Annotated in this window: 14 protein-coding genes; 9 read left to right on the top strand and 5 right to left on the bottom strand. The window is 61.9% G+C overall.

Translation table 11 applies throughout. The annotated features are described in order from the left end of the window. Nucleotides 1-58: 58 nt before the first annotated feature. Entirely contained in the window at nucleotides 59-1267 is a 1209-nt protein-coding gene (locus GJW30_RS10790; protein WP_096355160.1) for an ABC transporter substrate-binding protein, read from the bottom strand. Between the two features lie 119 nt (nucleotides 1268-1386). On the opposite strand from GJW30_RS10790, the gene GJW30_RS10785 reads away from it, so the two are divergent. Next, nucleotides 1387-3192: a feruloyl-CoA synthase gene (locus GJW30_RS10785; protein ID WP_096355158.1), complete on the top strand. Its 1806-nt coding sequence runs from the start codon at nucleotides 1387-1389 to the stop codon at nucleotides 3190-3192. Then, complete coding sequence (locus tag GJW30_RS10780; protein ID WP_096355156.1) at nucleotides 3189-3674, top strand: MarR family winged helix-turn-helix transcriptional regulator; 486 nt, start codon at nucleotides 3189-3191, stop codon at nucleotides 3672-3674. The genes GJW30_RS10785 and GJW30_RS10780 overlap by 4 nt, the downstream gene beginning before the upstream one ends. Here GJW30_RS10780 and GJW30_RS10775 read toward each other — a convergent pair. Further along, nucleotides 3671-4459: a creatininase family protein gene (locus GJW30_RS10775; protein WP_245408726.1), complete on the bottom strand. Its 789-nt coding sequence runs from the start codon at nucleotides 4457-4459 to the stop codon at nucleotides 3671-3673. The genes GJW30_RS10780 and GJW30_RS10775 overlap by 4 nt on opposite strands. A gap of 73 nt (nucleotides 4460-4532) precedes the next feature. Between GJW30_RS10775 and GJW30_RS10770 the strand changes: the two genes are divergently transcribed. From GJW30_RS10770 to GJW30_RS10755, 4 genes are all read left to right on the top strand, one after another. After that, entirely contained in the window at nucleotides 4533-5540 is a 1008-nt protein-coding gene (locus tag GJW30_RS10770) for an ABC transporter substrate-binding protein (protein WP_096355154.1), read from the top strand. A 2-nt stretch (nucleotides 5541-5542) separates the two neighbouring features. Further along, nucleotides 5543-6322, top strand: coding sequence for an ABC transporter ATP-binding protein (locus tag GJW30_RS10765; RefSeq protein ID WP_096355152.1), 780 nt, complete (start codon nucleotides 5543-5545; stop codon nucleotides 6320-6322). Further along, nucleotides 6319-7131: an ABC transporter permease gene (locus tag GJW30_RS10760; RefSeq protein ID WP_096355150.1), complete on the top strand. Its 813-nt coding sequence runs from the start codon at nucleotides 6319-6321 to the stop codon at nucleotides 7129-7131. Before GJW30_RS10765 ends, GJW30_RS10760 begins: the two co-directional genes overlap by 4 nt. Nucleotides 7132-7230: 99 nt before the next feature. Beyond that, nucleotides 7231-8469 carry an MFS transporter gene (locus GJW30_RS10755; RefSeq protein WP_096355148.1) on the top strand — a complete coding sequence of 413 codons (1239 nt, stop codon included), beginning with the start codon at nucleotides 7231-7233 and terminating at the stop codon, nucleotides 8467-8469. Here GJW30_RS10755 and GJW30_RS10750 read toward each other — a convergent pair whose 3' ends face one another. Both GJW30_RS10750 and GJW30_RS10745 read right to left on the bottom strand, forming a co-directional pair. Beyond that, on the bottom strand, nucleotides 8470-9456 hold the full coding sequence (locus GJW30_RS10750; protein ID WP_096355146.1) for a Gfo/Idh/MocA family protein: 987 nt from the start codon (nucleotides 9454-9456) through the stop codon (nucleotides 8470-8472). Beyond that, nucleotides 9453-10859, bottom strand: a complete 1407-nt coding sequence (locus GJW30_RS10745) for an aspartate aminotransferase family protein (protein WP_096355144.1) — start codon at nucleotides 10857-10859, stop codon at nucleotides 9453-9455. The genes GJW30_RS10750 and GJW30_RS10745 overlap by 4 nt, the downstream gene beginning before the upstream one ends. 141 nt (nucleotides 10860-11000) lie before the next feature. Here GJW30_RS10745 and GJW30_RS10740 point away from each other — a divergent pair, with 141 nt between their 5' ends. Then, nucleotides 11001-11507 (top strand): DUF2147 domain-containing protein, encoded by a 507-nt coding sequence (locus GJW30_RS10740; protein ID WP_096355142.1) that lies wholly within the window; start codon nucleotides 11001-11003, stop codon nucleotides 11505-11507. A gap of 73 nt (nucleotides 11508-11580) precedes the next feature. Here GJW30_RS10740 and hpnN read toward each other — a convergent pair whose 3' ends face one another. Next, nucleotides 11581-14184 (bottom strand): hopanoid transporter HpnN, encoded by a 2604-nt coding sequence (hpnN, locus tag GJW30_RS10735; protein ID WP_096355140.1) that lies wholly within the window; start codon nucleotides 14182-14184, stop codon nucleotides 11581-11583. Nucleotides 14185-14414: 230 nt separating this feature from the next. Between hpnN and dxs the strand changes: the two genes are divergently transcribed. Continuing rightward, nucleotides 14415-16331, top strand: coding sequence for a 1-deoxy-D-xylulose-5-phosphate synthase (gene dxs / locus GJW30_RS10730; protein ID WP_096355138.1), 1917 nt, complete (start codon nucleotides 14415-14417; stop codon nucleotides 16329-16331). Nucleotides 16332-16517: 186 nt separating this feature from the next. After that, a complete protein-coding gene (ispH, locus tag GJW30_RS10725) occupies nucleotides 16518-17474 on the top strand; it encodes a 4-hydroxy-3-methylbut-2-enyl diphosphate reductase (RefSeq protein ID WP_096355136.1) in 957 nt (318 codons plus the stop codon). Nucleotides 17475-17498 lie beyond the last annotated feature (24 nt).

Raw genomic sequence — 17498 nt, 5'->3', positions numbered from 1 at the left:
CGACATCGCATCATTAAACCGATGCGATGTTAGCGCAACCCGTCTCCGCGAATGGCTGCTACTTCACGGCCAGCGGACACTTACCGTCCGCCAGCGAACGGAAAGCCTGCTCGCCCGGCACGCTGGCGACGACCTTGAGGTAATCCCACTTGCCGGATGACTCGGACGGAGCCTTCACTTCGAGCAGATACATCGGATGAATCTTGCGGCCGTCCGCCCGGATCGTACCTTTGCCGAACAGCGAATCGTCGGTCGGCAATTCCTTCATTTTGGCGACGATGGCTTTTCCGTCAGCCGGATCGGCGCCGGCATCGATGGCCTTGAGATAGTGCAGCACGGACGCATAGACGCCGGCCTGCATATCGTTGGGCATATTCTTGTTCGGATGGCGTTCTTGGAATTTCTTCGACCATGCACGCGTGCCGTCATTCATGTCCCAGTAGAAGGGCACCATCATGTAGGAGCCCTGCGCGGCTTCGAGGCCGATGCCCGGAATGTTGTTCATGCCGAGGATGACGCCGACAAGCTTCTGCTTTTTCGTCAGGCCGAATTCGGCCGCCTGCTTGATCGTGTTGACGGTGTCGCCGCCCGCATTCGCGATGCCGACGACGTCCGCGCCCGACGCCTGCGCCTGCAAGAGATACGACGAGTAATCGTTGTTGCCGAGCGGATGGCGCACGGCGCCGAGCACTTGCCCGCCGAGTTTCTTCACCTCTTCGGTCGCTTGCAGCTCGAGGTCATGACCGAAAGCATAGTCGGCCGTGATGAAGAACCATTTCTTGCCGCCGCGCTCATAGACGGCACGACCGATCCCGTGACCATACGCATATGTGTCGTAGGTCCAGTGGACGAAATTCGCGGTGCATTCCGGGCCCGTGAGCTGCACAGTGCCGGCACCGGAGCCGACGAACACCTTGTTGCGTTCCGCCGCCATCTTGTTGACGCCGAGTGCGATGGCGGAATTCGGCAGATCGAAGACGGCCGCGACGTTCTCCTGATCGAACCAGCGGCGCGCGATGGCGAGGCCAATGTCAGGCTTGTTCTGATGGTCGGCCGAAATCACTTCGACCGTGCGGCCGCGCACTTTGCCACCGAAATCCTCGACAGCCATTTGCGCCGCGATGACTGAGCCTATGCCTTGATAATCCGCAAAGACGCCGGACTGATCGTTGAGCACGCCGAGCTTGATGGGCGCGCCTTGAGCGAACGCGAGCGACGGCGTCAACGCGAAGGCAGCAGTCGTGATTGCACGAAGAATGCGGTGCATGTTCTCCTCCCGATCGTCACCGCCTCTCACGGGCGGATTCCGACTGAGCCCGGAGCTTGACACGAGGCTGCAGAATTTGTCCAGATAGTTATCAAATATAACAATCGGGAGGAAACGAGATGGCAGCGCATGCGGCCCGTTCCCTGAATGCGATCGAGGCGCGCTTTCGTCCGCTGCAGATCGTCCGCGACGAACGGGCGGGCGGCTCCTTCGTGCTCCGCGCCGTCGAAGCGCTGCGTCCTTATCCCGCAGCCATGCACGAACATCTCTTCCGCTGGGTGACGGAAGCGCCGGAGCGCATGTTCCTCGCCGAGCGGCGGCCTGGACAGGACGGTTGGGCCTCGATCACATATGGCGAGGCAGGCGAAAAAGTGCTGGCGCTTGCCGCAGCGATTGCGGATCGCGGCCTCTCGGCGGAGCGGCCGATCGTCATCCTCTCCGGTAATACGATTGATCACCAGCTCCTGACGCTCGCCGGTTATGTCGCAGGCGTGCCGACGGCACCGATCTCGGTCGCCTACTCGCTAGTCAGCCAGGATCACGGCAAGCTCAAAGGCATCATCGATCTGCTCGATCCCGGCATGATCTACGCGGCGAACGGCGCGGTGTTCGAAAAGCCGCTGATGCTCGACGCCATGCGCGGTCGTGAGATCGTTGTCGGAACGCCCTGCCCGGCATTGCCGAATGCGACGCCGTTCTCCGCATTGCTCAAGGGTGGTTCGGCGAGCGCACTCGATGCAGCGCGCGCGACAGTCGGAGCGGACACGATTGCGAAGTTTCTGTTCACGTCGGGTTCGACCGGAACGCCGAAGGGCGTCATCACAACGCATCGCATGCTGACGTCGAATGCCGAGATGTCGCCCCAGGCGTGGCCGTTTCTCGACCGGCCGCAAGTGTTCGTCGACTGGCTACCGTGGAGCCACGTCTTCGGCGGCAATCACAATATGGGGCAAATTTTGCGCGGCGGCGGCACGCTGTACATCGACGACGGCAAGCCGATGCCGGCCGAGTTTCCGAAAACGCTGCGCAATCTCGCCGAGGTTTCGCCAACCGCCTACTTCAACGTCCCGCGCGCATACGACTTGCTTGCGCACGCGCTGAAAAGCGACGAAGCGCTACGCAAACGCTTCTTCGCCGAACTCGACGTCATCTTCTACGCGGCGGCGTCATTGCCCGAACACCTCTGGACGACGCTCGGTGCGCTTGCGGAGTCCGAGAGCGACACCCCAGCGAGCATGCTCACCGCATGGGGACTGACCGAGACTTCGCCGACGATCACGGTGCTGCATCGCCACGGCGGCGAGAGCGGCAACATCGGCATTCCCCTGCCTGGCGTCGAGCTCAAGCTCGTGCCGAACGGGCCGAAGCTCGAAGCGCGCGCGAAAGGGCCAAACATCACACCGGGCTATTGGCGCAATGAGAAAGCCACCGCAAGCGCGTTCGATGAGGACGGCTTCTTCCGCACCGGTGATGCGCTGACGCTGGTCGAGCCGAAAGATCCGGGGCGCGGCGTGCGCTTCAATGGCCGCGTTACCGAAGATTTCAAGCTGACGACCGGGACATGGGTGCATACCGGCGGCGTGCGCGCACGTGCCCTCGCGGCGCTCGGCCCATTGATCTCGGACGTCATCGTCACGGCGCCGGATCGCGACGATCTCGGCCTTTTTATCTTTCCCTCGCTCGCCGCGAAACGCGACGAGACCTACGCGCCGGCCGTGCTGACCGCTCTACGCACAATGAACGAAGGCTTTTCGGGAAGCTCGGAGCGAATCGCGCGTGCGATGATCATGGAGGAACCGCCCTCGCTCGATCGCGGTGAGATGACGGATAAAGGATCGCTCAACATGCATGCGGTGCTGGAACATCGTGACGATCTCCTCGCGCGGCTTTATGCGGGCAACCATCCGGATGTCCTCCGCCCATGAGCACGGCAGCAAAAAACATTGCGGCGCGCGAAGATGGCGAGTGGCTGAAGATGGATGTGCTCGGCAACACCGTCGGCTTCATGGTTCGGGTCGTGCAGGTGCAGATCTTTCAGGCCTACTACGAGCGTTTCGGCAAATCCGGACCGACGACCGGCGAGTTCTCGGCGCTCGCGGCCATCCGCGAAAACCCTGGTGTGCGGCAAGGCGCGCTCGCCAGCGCCATGATGATCAAGCGCTCGAACATGACGAAGCTCGTGCAGAGCCTCGAGCGCGAGGGCTTGATCGTGCGCCGCACTGCCGAGGATGATGCTCGCTCGGTGACACTCGATCTCACGGTTAAGGGTCATCGCCTGATCGAGAGCGTGCTGCCCGATGTCGAAGGGTTCAATCGCGAGATCATGGGTGCCCTCTCGGCGCCGGAGCGGCTGATGTTGCTCGGCTTGCTCGGCAAGATGAATGAGAGCCTCGGCGCGAAAGATTAAACCAGACGGCTGAGGCGAAATCGCTGCATGTCACGCAGCAAGCGGATGAACGCTTCCGCTTGATGCTCAGCGGTGAGCCGCCCCTTCTCGGCGGTCGCGCGCGTGGCGTCGCCAAGTGCGCCTTTCGGATGAAGATCTTCGGCGAGCCAGGCGAACGGCGTGTAGCCGGTCGGCCGCAGGATTTCGAACTCCTTGGCGATCGCGATCGTCGCCGGCACAAAATTCTCGGCGCGCTCCATGCGCGCGAGGTCTGGCCGGAAATGCAGCATCAGCGATGTCTCGATATCGCCCGCGTGAATGCCGACTGCACGCTCCTCGTCCGTGTAGAGGCCGTCGGGATACCCGAGGCGACTCCACGAGCACGACACCGCAAGTATTTCGAAGCGTACGCGCAGTTCGCGGGTGACGATGCCCATTACCTCGACATTGCCCCCGTGCGAATTGACGATCACGAGCTTGCGCAGCCCGGCGCGATTCACGGCCTCGCCGATCTCGGTCCAAACGCGGATAGCCGCCTCGGCGGAAAGCGTGACAGTGCCGGCGAAAGAAATGTGCTCGTTGGACTTTCCGATGTTCTGCGTCGGCAAAATCAGTGCCGAGATATCGTCTGGGAGCCGCTTTGCGACTTCGGCGATCATGCCATCCGCGATCACCGTGTCGGTGGAAACGGGCAAATGCGGGCCGTGCTGCTCGATGGCGGCGACCGGTAACACGGCGATAGTCGCTTCGGGATCGAGCCCGGCGAAATCCTCGGTCGTTAGATCACCCCAGAACAACTTGCGCACGCGTGCACCTCTCCAAACCTCATCTACACGGTCGGCCGGACGCTTGCTATAGTCAGGGCACAAGGGATTTCGGATGGCCAAGTACATACTTAACCGCCGCACACTGCTCGCGGGCAGCGCCGCGCTCGTCGCTGTGCCGGGCGCGCGCGTTTCCGCGCATAACCTCGACAAGGTGAGCTTTCAGACCGACTGGCGCGCGCAAGGCGAGCACGGCGGCTACTATCTCGCTGTCGCCAACGGCATCTATCGGAAGTACGGGATCGACTGCGACCTGCGCATGGGCGGGCCGCAGATTAATCCATCGCAAATATTGCTCGGCGGACGCGTCGACATGATCATGTCGAACTCGTTCGAGGGCATCAATTATGTGCGCGAGAACCTCCCGCTGATCGTCATTGCGGCGATCTTTCAGAAAGACCCGCAGGTCATCATCTCGCATCCCGGTGTCGGCAACGACACGCTTGCCGCGCTGAAAAGCAAGCCGATCCTGATCGGCGCGGCTTCTCACAACAGCTTCTGGCCGTTCCTGAAATCGAAGTTCGGCTACACGGACGATCAGATACGGCCTTACGCGTTCAACCCCGCGCCGTTTCTTGCCGACAAGCGGACGTCGCAGCAAGGCTATCTTTCGTCCGAACCGTTCGCGATCCGCAAGGCGGGCGTCGAGCCCGTGGTGCATCTCCTCGCTGACTCTGGGTTTCCGGCTTACGGCGAGACGATCAACCTCTCGCGCAAGATGGCGGGCGACAAAAAGGACCTCGTGCAGCGCTTCGTCACCGCGACCCTGGAAGGCTGGGCCGAATACATGAAGGGCGGCGAAGCCATCGCGGCGGCGAATGCGATGATCAAGAAAGCCAACCCGGAAATGGACGACGAGAAGCTTAGCTACGCGCTCAAAGTGATGAACGAGTTCGGCATTGTGCGCTCGGGCGATGCGCTCAAGCTCGGCATCGGCGCTATGACGGAGGCGCGCTGGCAACTCTTCTATGAGACGATGCGCGATGCCGGGCGGTTTCCAGCCGGTATCGATTTCAAGAAGGCCTATAGCCTCGATTTCGTCAACAAGGGCATCGGCGCGTGAGCATGACGGAAGCCGCCATCTCGGACGGCGGCGCCGTCATCTCGGTTCGCAAAGTCTCGAAGCGGTTTCCCAACGGAACGCTCGCGCTGAAAGCGATCGACTTTGACGTGCCGGAGGGGCAATTCGTCAGCCTACTCGGGCCGTCGGGCTGCGGGAAATCGACGTTGCTGCGCATCATCGCGGAGCTGACGCCGCCGACGGGCGGCACATTCCGGCGCGTGGCGCACAGCGGCGGCGCGGGCGTTGCGCTTGGCTTCGTCTTTCAGGAGCCGACGCTTATGCCGTGGGCTTCTACGTTGCGCAACGTGATGCTGCCGCTGATGCTCGCGGGGATTGCCGACCGGGACGCCGAGCCGCGCGCCGCCGCGATGCTGAAGTCCGTTGGGCTCGAGGGCTTCGAGAAGGCCTATCCGCGCGAACTCTCCGGCGGCATGAAGATGCGGGTCTCGATCGCACGCGCGCTCGTCACCAAGCCGCGCATTCTGCTGATGGATGAGCCCTTCGCGGCGCTCGACGAAATCACGCGGCACCGCCTCAACGACGATCTCATCGCGCTGTGGGAACGCGAACGTTTCTCGGCGATCTTCGTCACGCACTCGGTACTCGAATCGGTTTACCTCGCCCAGCGCATCGTCATGATGGCGGCGCGGCCGGGCCGCATCGTTGCGGACTTTGCGAATGCGGCGCCCTACCCGCGCGATGAGCTCTTTCGCACGTCGGCCGAATACGCGCAGCTTTGCCGCAACGCGTCGCAGGCGCTGAAACAGGCGATGGACGCATGATCGCTCCGCGCGACAGCCGTCCGGGCGCAGAGCGCATCGCCGAACTGATGGCGCCGGTCTGGATCGGGATCGGTGCGCTGGTCGCATGGGAGATGGCCGTGCGCATGTACGACGTGCCCTCGTACATTCTGCCGGGCCCCCTTCTCATTCTGCAGACGCTGATCGACGATCACGCGACGCTATTCGGCTCGCTGTGGATCACGTTGCGCCTCACGCTCGCGGCGCTCATTGCCGCCGTTGCGATCGGTGTTGGACTTGCGATCGTCTTTACGCAGTCGAAATGGCTTGAGCGCTCGCTGTTACCCTACGCCGTGATCCTGCAAGTGACGCCGATCGTCGCCATCGCGCCCCTGATCATCATTTGGGTCGGCGATGTAACGCTCTCGCTGCTGATCTGCGCGTGGATCGTCGCGTTCTTCCCGATCCTCTCGAACACGATCCTCGGTCTCAATTCGGCGGACCACAATCTGCAGGATCTCTTTCGACTTTATCGCGCGAGCCGCTGGCAGACATTGCGCGATCTGCGCCTGCCCGCGGCGCTGCCATACTTCATGGCCGGCTTGAAGGTCTCCGGCGGCCTTGCGCTGATCGGCGCCGTGGTCGCCGAGTTCGTTGCCGGCACCGGCGGCACCGCGTCGGGCTTGGCCTACCGCATTCTCGAATCCGGCTATCAGCTGAAGATCCCACGCATGTTCGCAGCGCTGGTGCTGATCTCATTTTCAGGCGTCGTGATCTACGCGATCACCTCGGCCATCGCTTATTTCGCGTTGCGGCGCTGGCATGAAAGCGCGGTCAATCGCGAGAACTGATCAAGCCGACGCTCGGCTCGCATTCGCAAGATTCATAAGCGGATGCCTCGGGTTCATGCTACGCAACGTGAAAAGAACCCTGCCGGGAAACGCCAAAGCATGACTGCCGCACAAGTCGAGGGTTCACCCCCCGACGATATCGATTCTTCCTATTCCTGGTTTCGCCTCTTCATCGGCGTGCTGATTTCCACGATCAGCGGCGTCGGCATGTGGGCTGTTCTGGTCATTCTCCCGCGCGTTCAGATCGATTTCGGCATCACGCGCGCTGAAGCCACGCTGCCGTTCACGATGACGATGTTCGGCTTTGCGGCCGGTAACGTGCTGTTCGGACGCGTCGTCGATCGGCTCGGCATCGTGGCGTCGCTGGCGATAGCGACCACGCTGATCGTGATCGGCTATCTCGCGGCGAGCGTCGCGCCGAGCCTGTGGCCTTTCGCGCTGTCACATCTCCTCATCGGTCTCGGCAGCGCGGCGGGATTCGGCCCGCTGGTCGCCGACATCTCGTTTTGGTTCAAAAAGCGGCGCGGCGTCGCGGTGTCGATCTGCGCATCCGGCAATTATCTCGCCGGCACCGTGTGGCCGCCGATCGTACGCTTCATGATGGACAAATACGGGTGGCGCGCGACCATCGTAGGCATCGCGGTCGTCTGCGCCGTGGCTGTCCCACCACTGATGTATTTTCTGCGCCGCCGCGCGGCCGCGAACAATGCAGGCGCCAATCAAGTCGTGACGACAACGCAGCAGGCTTTCGGAATATCGCCGAACGCGCTGCAATGGCTGATGGCGATCATGGGTCTCGGCTGCTGTGTCGCTATGTCGATGCCGCAGGTGCATATCGTCGCGTATTGCGCGGACCTCGGTTATGGCGTCGCGCGCGGCGCCGAGATGCTGTCGCTGATGATGGGCGCCGGCATCGTCAGCCGCATCGCGTCCGGCTTCATCGCGGACAAGATCGGCGGCTTGCGCACATTGCTGCTCGGCTCGTTTCTGCAGGCGGTCGCGCTGGTGCTCTATCTCTTCTTCGACGGTCTCGTGTCACTCTACATCGTCTCGATGCTGTTTGGGCTGTTCCAAGGTGGCATCGTGCCGAGCTATGCGCTGATCGTCCGCGAGTATTATCCGCCGCAGGAAGCCGGTGCGCGCGTCGGCACCGCGATCATGGCAACGATTATCGGAATGGCGCTCGGCGGTTGGCTGTCCGGCGCAATCTATGACTGGACCGGCTCGTACCATATGGCGTTCGTCAACGGTATCGCGTGGAACGCGCTCAACCTCACGATCTCGGTGTGGTTGCTGACGCGGCCCGGTTTGCCGCGCCTCTCGCCGAGGACCGCGTAACTATTGCGGGACAACTTCGCGGCTCTCGCGCGCGGATGTGAGAGCCGCCGCGATGCAGGATATCACCTTCCGACCGTAGGCGCCGTCGACCACCGGCGGGGCGCTGTCGCGAATGCAAGTGACCATCGCTTGCCACTCACCCTCGACTGCGCGCTGCATCCAGTCGGGCTCCGCTGAGTCTGGAACCGGCGTCCAGATGTTGTCGTGCCCGATCGAAACGCCTGTGTTGAAGTCGACGCGGAGCGCGCCGCGCTCGCAGATGAGGTCGATGCCGTAGCTGCCGGCGCCATCGCGATACGCAACGCTGGCGACTTGACCAATGCGGTTGTCGTCGAAGCGAACGAGCAGCATGAGGCTATCGTCGGCCTTTTGTTCGTGGAAGAGCGCGCCGCCAGCTGCAGATATCTGTTTCACCTCGCCGCCCATGAACCACAGCAGCGCGTCGAGCGCGTGGATGCCGGCCGTCATCAGCATGCCGCCGCCGGTCGCCGGATCGAGATGCCAGCCGCGCCGGTTCTCCTCCATCCAGAATTTGACGAGAGAGCTCGATGCGGCGAGCGGACGACCGAGTTCGCCGCGCGCGAGAATGTCTTGCGCGACCAAGCACGGCTTGGCGAAATGCAGAATGTGCCCGACCATCAGCGTCGTGTTCGCCTTGCGAGACACTGCGATGACCGCGTCGCATTCGGCGACGCTCAGTGCCATCGGCTTTTCGACTAGCACGTGCTTGCCGGCCTCGAGCGCTGCGATCACCATCGGCGCATGCAGATGATGCGGCGTCGCGACGACAACGGCATCAACCGACGAATCGGCGATCAGCTCGCGCCAATCGTCGTAAGCTGTGCCGCCGTATTGCTTCGCGAAGACTTCGGCCTCCGCCATCGGGTTGGCGCAGACAGCGCGGACTTCGACGCCATCGACGGCGCGAACCGCCCGGGCGTGAAACTCACCGAAGAAGCCAGCGCCGAGAATTCCGACGCCGATCATGCGGCCGACGAGCGCGCCTTTAAGGCATGACCAGCCAGCGTCTTACCGAGCGAGAAGAACGCGCCGGCGCTGTGGCTCTCGCCAATCACTTGATCGAGCGATTTTGCGATCCACTTGCAGTCATCTTCGTTGACGATCAGTGGCGGCAAGAATTTCACGACCTGCATGCCGTGCCCGGCGACCTGGCTGAGTATGTGATGCTCCTTGAAAAGCGGGATCGTGATGAGCTGGCAGAACAAGCCTTTGTTCGCCGCCTCCATCATGTGCCAGCCCGGCCTGAGCGACAGCGATTTCGGCGGGCCGAATTCGATGCCGATCATCAAGCCCTTGCCGCGCACCTCTTTGAGCATCTCCCATTTGGGGATCAGCGCGCGAATATCGCTGAGGATGCGATCGCCCATGCGGGCGGCGTTCTCGACGACGTTTTCGCGCTTCATTACGTCGAGTGTCGCGATGCCCGCCGCCATCGCGAGATCGTTCTTCGCGAACGTCGAGCCGTGGACAACGGCGCGGTCCATGCGATCGAAAAGCTTGTCGAAAATCCACTTGCGCGTCAGCACCGCGCCGACCGGAACGTGACCGCCCGAAAGCGACTTTGCGAGGAGCACCATGTCGGGCTCGACACCCCAGTGCTCGATCGCCAGGAACTTGCCCGTGCGGCCGAGGCCGGTCTGGATCTCGTCGGCGATGAACAGCGCGCCGTGCTTACGGCAGAGATCGGCCGCCGCCTTCAGATAGCCATCGGACGGGACGTTGACGCCTTTGCCCTGAACGGGCTCGACGATGAAGGCACCGACCTGCTTGGTCGCCAGCGCTTGCTCCAGCGCCGCGAGGTCGTCGAACGGAACCTTGATGCAGCCGCCGAGCAGCGGCTCGAAGCCGGTGCGGAAGATGGCGTCGCCGTTCAGCGAGAGCGCGCCGTGGGTCAGGCCATGGAAAGCGTGATCGCAAAAAACGATGGTCTGCTTGCCGGTCGCCGCGCGGGCAAACTTGATCGCGGCTTCGACAGCTTCGGCCCCAGAGTTGGCGAAAAACACCTTCTCCATGCTTGGGACATTTTCGAGCAACTTCTTCGCCAGGATGCCGGCGAGGGTCGAGACATCCATCTGGACGAGATTCGGAAGATCGCTGTCGAGGACGCTCTTGAGTGCTTCGCGAATGTCCGGATGGTTGCGGCCGAGCGCGAACACGCCAAAGCCGCTCAGAAGGTCGAGATACTTCTCGCCGTTCCGGTCATAAAGGTATTGGCCCTGCCCCTTTGTGAAACCAACGTCATATCCGATAGTTTTAAGGACACGGACCATCTGCTCGTTAAGATGGCGCGTGTGCAGATTGTAGCGTTCCGCTTCGTTCGCCGCGAAAAGTGTGGCCGCGTCGATCGTATCGGCCGGATTTGCGCCCATGTTTTGTCCAGTTTGCATGACTTGTTTAGCGTGACGTAAGCAGAACACTGCCCGCCCGCAACCAATTTAGTACGAAGATGGTGACGGGTTTCTTAGACGGTTGTATGGTGCCGGGCGGTCAAAAAACAGGGAATAACAGTGATGCGACGTATTGCGGGTGCCCTTGCGGCCCTCTGCCTCACGACAGGAATTGCGGCCGCGGCCGACCCGACCGGTGAATGGCTGGTTGCCGACAAGGTGGCCAAGATCAAGATCGAGAACTGTAAAGGCGCCTATTGGGGCGTGATCTCGTGGGAAAAGGAACCCGGGGTCGACAAGGAAAATCCGGACGCTGCCAAGCGGACGCGGCCGACTCTCGGCATGCCGATCATCCTTGGTATGAAGCCTTCCGATCCCAATAAATGGGAAGGCCAAATCTACAACGCCGAGAACGGCAAGACCTACACGGCCAGCATCTCGTTGGACAATCCGGACCTGCTCAACGTCCGTGGTTGCGTGATGGGCTTCCTCTGCGGCGGCGAGAAGTGGACGCGCGTGAAGGCCGAGACCACAGGCCGCGCCGCACCGCCCCCGGGTTCCCCGGCTCCGAAGACAACTGCCGCGGCGGCACCGGCGCAGAAGAGCGTCTGCTCCGCGGTCGGCACCTGATCGCCTCGGCAAACTGAAACGAAAAACGCCGCCCTCCGGGGCGGCGTTTCTGTTTGGGCGGTGACGATGGGAGCTAGATGCTCGTGCCGTCTTTTTCGACCTCGCGCGGCTTGCCCATCAGGGCCGGCTGGAACAGCACTGCGGCGCAGAGCGTCGTGGCAAGCGAGAGCGCGAGCAACTTGCCCATGCTCGACGTGCCCGGATGGCTGGACAGCCAGAGGCTGCCGAAGGCCACCATGCTGGCGAGCGCACTCCAAATCACGGCGCGGGTCAGGCTCGACTGCAGCAGGTTCCCCTGCCCGGCGCGCCACGCCATGATGTAGTAGATCTTGAACGCGACGCCGACACCGAGCAGCAGCGGCAACGCGATGATGTTCGCGAAGTTGAGCGGCATCCCTATCAACACGCAGATTTCGAGCGTCAGCACGCCCGCGACGAGCAGCGGGACCAACGTCAGCAGCACGTCGCTGATCCGGCGCAGCACGATCCAGAGCAGAATCGCAATCGAGAGCAGCGCCCAGATCCCGGCCTGGATGAACGCGTTCACGATCGTATTGCCGGACTCGAGAATCGAGATCGGGCCACCGATCGCGTTCGGATAAGCCTTCACGACCGAGCGCGCGAAAGCCCGCAAAACGTCGTTGTCGTTCGGGTCGCCTTTGGGGATCGCCTCGGCGCGGGCGCGACCATCTTTGGTGATCCAGTCGGATTTCAACTCCTGAGGAAGTGATTCAAGAGTTACCGGTTCGGCTTTGAGATAATTGCGTAATTCGCCGAGGACAGTTTGCAGAGGGGGGATGAATGACGCGGTCACTGACGCACGCATTGGCTCGGGACTGGCGGCCACTTTTTTCAGCGCGGCGGCCAATCGTTTGGCCGCATCCGCGCCAATCCCCTTGCCGGCTTCGGCGGCTTTCTCGAGCGCCGTGGCGGTGTCGTTGAGGGACTCGACGTTCTCGGCGTCGGTCGGCGGGGGCTCCGGATTGTCCGGGTTGAGCGCCGGCTCGAGCTTCTCGGCGAGCGCGCGGATCGCCTTGAGCTTCGGCTCTTGATCCTCCGGCACGAAGTTCGCGACCGTCATCGCGCGCTCGACCTCGGGAAGCTTGCCGAGGCCCTCGGCAACTTTCTCGGCTTCCGCCTGCGACGGCAGCAAGACGTTGATCGCGTTGGCGCCGATATTCGGGTCCTTGCGCAGATCGAGGAAGGTCGCGATCGACTCCACCTTCGGACTGCGCAGGTTGATCGGGTTGAAGTCGAAAGTCAGGTAGAACAACAGCGGCAGACCACCGATGGCGCAGAGCGCGGTGCCGGCGAGCACCCCGATGCGGTGCCGCTCGAGGAAATGATCGACTGGAGCCAGCGCCTTATAGCCGACCTCGGCCGGTTCGCCGGCCGGATTGAGCAGCGTCAGCAGCGCCGGCAGGAACGTCACGCTCGTCAAGAACGCGATCAGCATGCCTACGCCGGCGATCTGACCGAGTTCGGAAACGCCGCTATAGGCGGTCGGCAGGAACGACAAGAAGCCTGCGGCAACAGCTGCAGCCGCGAGGGTCAATGGCGAACCGATCGAGCGTGCCGTCTCTGCCAGCGCTTCCCGCAAGTCGTCGCTGGCAAAGCGCGCCGCGCGATAGCGGACCGCGAACTGAATGCCGAAGTCGACGCCGAGGCCGACGAACAGCACCGCGAAAGCGATCGAGATCAAGTTCAGCGATCCGACCATCAGGAGCCCAAGCGCCGCCGTGATGGCGAGGCCGAGGAACATGTTGATGAGGACGGCGAAGATAAGCTTGCCCGAGTGGAGGGCCAGCCAGAGGATCAACAGGACGAAGAACACCATGCCGACCGTATGGAAGAGGAAGCCTTCCTGCACGGTGGCGAATTCTTCGTCGGCGATGGGCACTGCACCGGTGAGGCGGACGCGCGCGTTCAGCGTCTCGGCGAGGTTGAGGTCGCGCGCAGCCTTACGGATTGCGTCGGAGGCGTCCTTACCCGGCTCCAGAGCGGAGAAGTCGAGCTTTGCCTGAACCTGGATGAACCGGCGGAGATCGCCCGGCTCCAACTTTCCGCGCAGGAGGCCATGCCAAGAGAAACTGGCCGGCTGACCCGCTAGGTCTTTTTCGACCGTTTCGGCGGCCGCATTCATGGTGGGGGCGAGTTGATCGAGGGTGGTGGCGCCGCGCTGGACGCCGGCGAGAGCGAATCGAAGCGCGTCGGTCAGGCCTCGCAAACTGGGGTCCGCGGCCAGAACGCCGACGAGTTGGTCGGCTTGAGCGAGGCCCCCGGTCGTCTTTTCCACTTCTTCTTGCGGAAGGAACAAAAGCCCATTCTGCTCGAAGAACTGACCAGCTCCCGACCGCACGACGCCAGGAAAGAGGTCCTTATTCTTCTCCAGCTCGGTCGCGAGCCGCGCCTGCGCCTGCGCCGCCTGTTCGGGCGTAGAAGCCTCGATTACCACGAGAATTGAGTTGTCTTTGCCCGGATAGGCCTGTTCGAAGGCGATTTCGCGCTTTCTCCAATCCACCGTAGGCGAAATCAGCTTCCCGATGTCGGTATCGATAGAAAAGTTATTCGCCGTGTAATAGCCTGAAAGAATTGCAATAATGATTGATCCCGCGACCACTATCCATGGCGCGCGGGTACAGTATTGTACAATCCCGACGATGGTCCTCTTCAGCATATTTGGTGACTAAGTCCGAACTGGAGGGTGGGTTCAGCGGTTCCTATTGCGAGGGACCCCTGGGATCAAGTAGTGAAAAGGATCGATTTCCAGGGTTGGCGGAAGCGGTTCCTTATTATCGCCCAACGCCTTTGCTCCTGGTTGTGAGAAGCTCAAAAGAGCCCAAATGAGCCTTTGGACCGGTGGAGCACGCGGCGGCAAGCTAGCACCGATAAACGAAAAGCTGTGAGATGAACTTGCAAACTCCGTTGCTCGATACGATCAAAACTCCGGCAGACTTGCGTCGCATCCGCGAAGCGGATTTGAAACAAGTTGCGCAGGAACTCCGTGACGAAACGATCAGCGCCGTGTCGGTCACGGGCGGTCACCTCGGCGCGGGCCTCGGCGTAGTCGAGCTCACCGTTGCGCTACATCATGTCTTCAATACGCCCGACGATCGCATCATTTGGGACGTCGGCCATCAGGCCTATCCGCACAAGATTTTGACCGGCCGCCGCGATCGCATTCGCACGCTGCGTCAAGGCGACGGCCTCTCGGGCTTCACCAAGCGCGCCGAGAGCGAATACGACCCCTTCGGCGCCGCGCATTCGTCGACATCGATCTCGGCCGGCCTCGGCATGGCCGTCGCACGCGATCTCGGCGGCGGGAAGAACAACGTTATCGCAGTCATCGGCGACGGTTCGATGTCGGCCGGCATGGCTTACGAGGCAATGAACAATGCCGGCGCGATGAACTCGCGCCTGATCGTCATCCTCAACGACAACGAGATGTCGATCGCTCCGCCGGTCGGCGCGATGTCGGCTTACCTTGCGCGTCTCATTTCGGGCCGCACTTATCGCTCGCTGCGCGAGATCGGCAAGCAGATCGCGAAGCGTCTGCCGAAATTCTTCGAGCAGAAGGCAGCGCTGGCCGAAGAACTCGCACGCGGTTTTGTTACCGGCGGTACGCTGTTCGAAGAGCTCGGCTTTTACTACGTAGGCCCGATCGACGGGCATAACTTAGACCATCTGCTGCCCGTTCTTAAGAACGTGCGCGATGCGAAGGAAGGCCCGATCCTCATCCACGTCGTGACGCAGAAGGGCAAGGGCTATGGCCCGGCCGAAGCTGCGGACGACAAGTATCATGGCGTCGTGAAATTCGATGTCGTCACCGGCAAGCAGGCCAAAGCCAAGCCGAATGCGCCCTCGTATCAGAAGGTGTTCGGCGAGAGCCTCGTGCTCGAAGCCCAGAAGGACGACAAGATCGTCGGCATCACGGCCGCAATGCCGTCCGGCACCGGCATCGACATCTTCAACAAGGCGTTCCCGGAACGCACCTTCGATGTTGGTATCGCCGAGCAGCATGCCGTGACATTCGCGGCCGGTCTTGCGACCGAAGGTTACAAGCCGTTCTGCGCGATCTACTCGACGTTCCTTCAGCGCGGCTACGACCAAGTCGTTCACGACGTTGCGATTCAGAATCTTCCGGTTCGTTTCGCGATGGACCGCGCCGGTCTCGTCGGCGCCGACGGCCCGACGCATGCGGGCTCGTTCGACATCGCCTATCTCGGCTGTCTGCCGAACTTCGTTCTGATGGCTGCGGCCGATGAGGCCGATCTGCGTCACATGGTTGCGACGCAAGTTGCGATCGACGATGCCCCGTCGGCGCTGCGATATCCGCGTGGTGACGGTGTCGGCATCGATCTGCCGGAATTCGGCGTGCCGCTCGAAATCGGCAAGGGCCGTATCGTGCGCGAAGGCACGAAGATCGCCCTGCTCTCCTACGGCACGCGTCTGCAGGAAGCATTGAAGGCTGCCGACCAGCTCGGCGCACATGGCCTCTCGACGACAGTCGCGGATGCACGCTTTGCCAAGCCGCTCGACAGCGATCTCATCCTGCGTTTGGCCCGCGAGCACGAAGTTTTGATCACGATCGAAGAAGGCTCGATCGGCGGCTTCGGCAGCCAGGTCATGCAACTTCTGTCCGACAACGGCGTTTTCGACCGCGGTCTCAAGTTCCGCTCGATGATCCTGCCGGATACCTTCATCGATCATGACTCGCCGAACATCATGTACGCGAAGGCGGGTCTCGATGCGCAAGGCATCTTCGTCAAGGTGTTCGAAGCCCTTGGCAAAGATGTTGCACCTGAAGTGGTGCAACTCGCCTGAGGCAGTACGCGAGCCGGAGGATGGTCCATTGGGGTGGGCCACTCTTTCGGTTCTCACGGGCGGCTTGGCGGAAGCCGCATTCACCCATAGGGCCAATCATTCGGCGGCGGGGCGCTGGATGTGCGGCTTTGACGTTCAGAGAGAGTGCGTTCCCGTATTGGAAGCGCGCAGGAGCCTGACTGGTCGATGAAAGTTATTTTGGCGCAACCCCGCGGTTTCTGTGCCGGAGTGGTACGAGCGATCGAGATCGTCGAACGGGCGATCGAGAAGTTCGGGCCGCCGGTCTATGTCCGCCACGAGATCGTGCATAACAAATACGTGGTCGAGAGCCTGAAAGATCGCGGCGCGCGTTTTGTCGCGGAAGTCTCCGAGATCCCGGATGGCGCGATCGCAATCTTCTCGGCGCACGGCGTCGCGAAGGTGGTCGAGGCCGACGCAGCCTCGCGTAATCTTCCGGTGCTTGATGCCACCTGCCCGCTCGTCACGAAGGTGCACAACCAAGGCAAGCGATATGTCAGCCAAGGCCGCAAGCTGATCCTCATCGGCCACGCAGGTCACCCCGAGGTCGAAGGCACACTCGGTCAGATCGATGCGCCGGTGGCTCTGGTGCAGACCGAAGCTGACGTTGCCACGCTGGATATCCCGGTCGACACGCCGGTCGCTTATGTGACGCAGACGACGCTCAGCGTCGACGACACGCGCGGTATCATCGAAGCCCTGCAACGACGTTTTAAGGACCTTGTGGGACCAGAAACACGGGATATCTGCTATGCGACGCAGAACCGTCAGTCGGCGGTCCGCGACTTAGCTAAGGTGGTTGATCTCATCCTCATGGTCGGCGCCAAGAACAGTTCTAATTCCAATCGCTTGCGCGAAATCGGGGAAGAAGAGGGCTTACCCAGCTTTCTTGTCGCCGATGGTAGCGAGGTGAAGGCCGAATGGTTGCGTGGAATCGAGACTGTCGGTATCACAGCCGGGGCTTCAGCACCGGAAGTGTTGGTTGAAGATGTTATCGGTGCGTTACGCCGATTAGGCCCGGTAGAAGTGTCGACCCTGCCGGGGCGTGAAGAGAATGTTCAGTTTCGTCTTCCGGCCGTGCTGGCCGATGTGAAGACAGCCCATACGATCAGCAACGGCCGTTGATCCGTCTGCTGGTGGAGAAAGTAA

Source organism: Variibacter gotjawalensis (assembly GCF_002355335.1).
Classification (GTDB): Bacteria; Pseudomonadota; Alphaproteobacteria; order Rhizobiales; family Xanthobacteraceae; genus Variibacter; species Variibacter gotjawalensis.
This window is presented reverse-complemented; position numbering and strand designations above follow the sequence as displayed.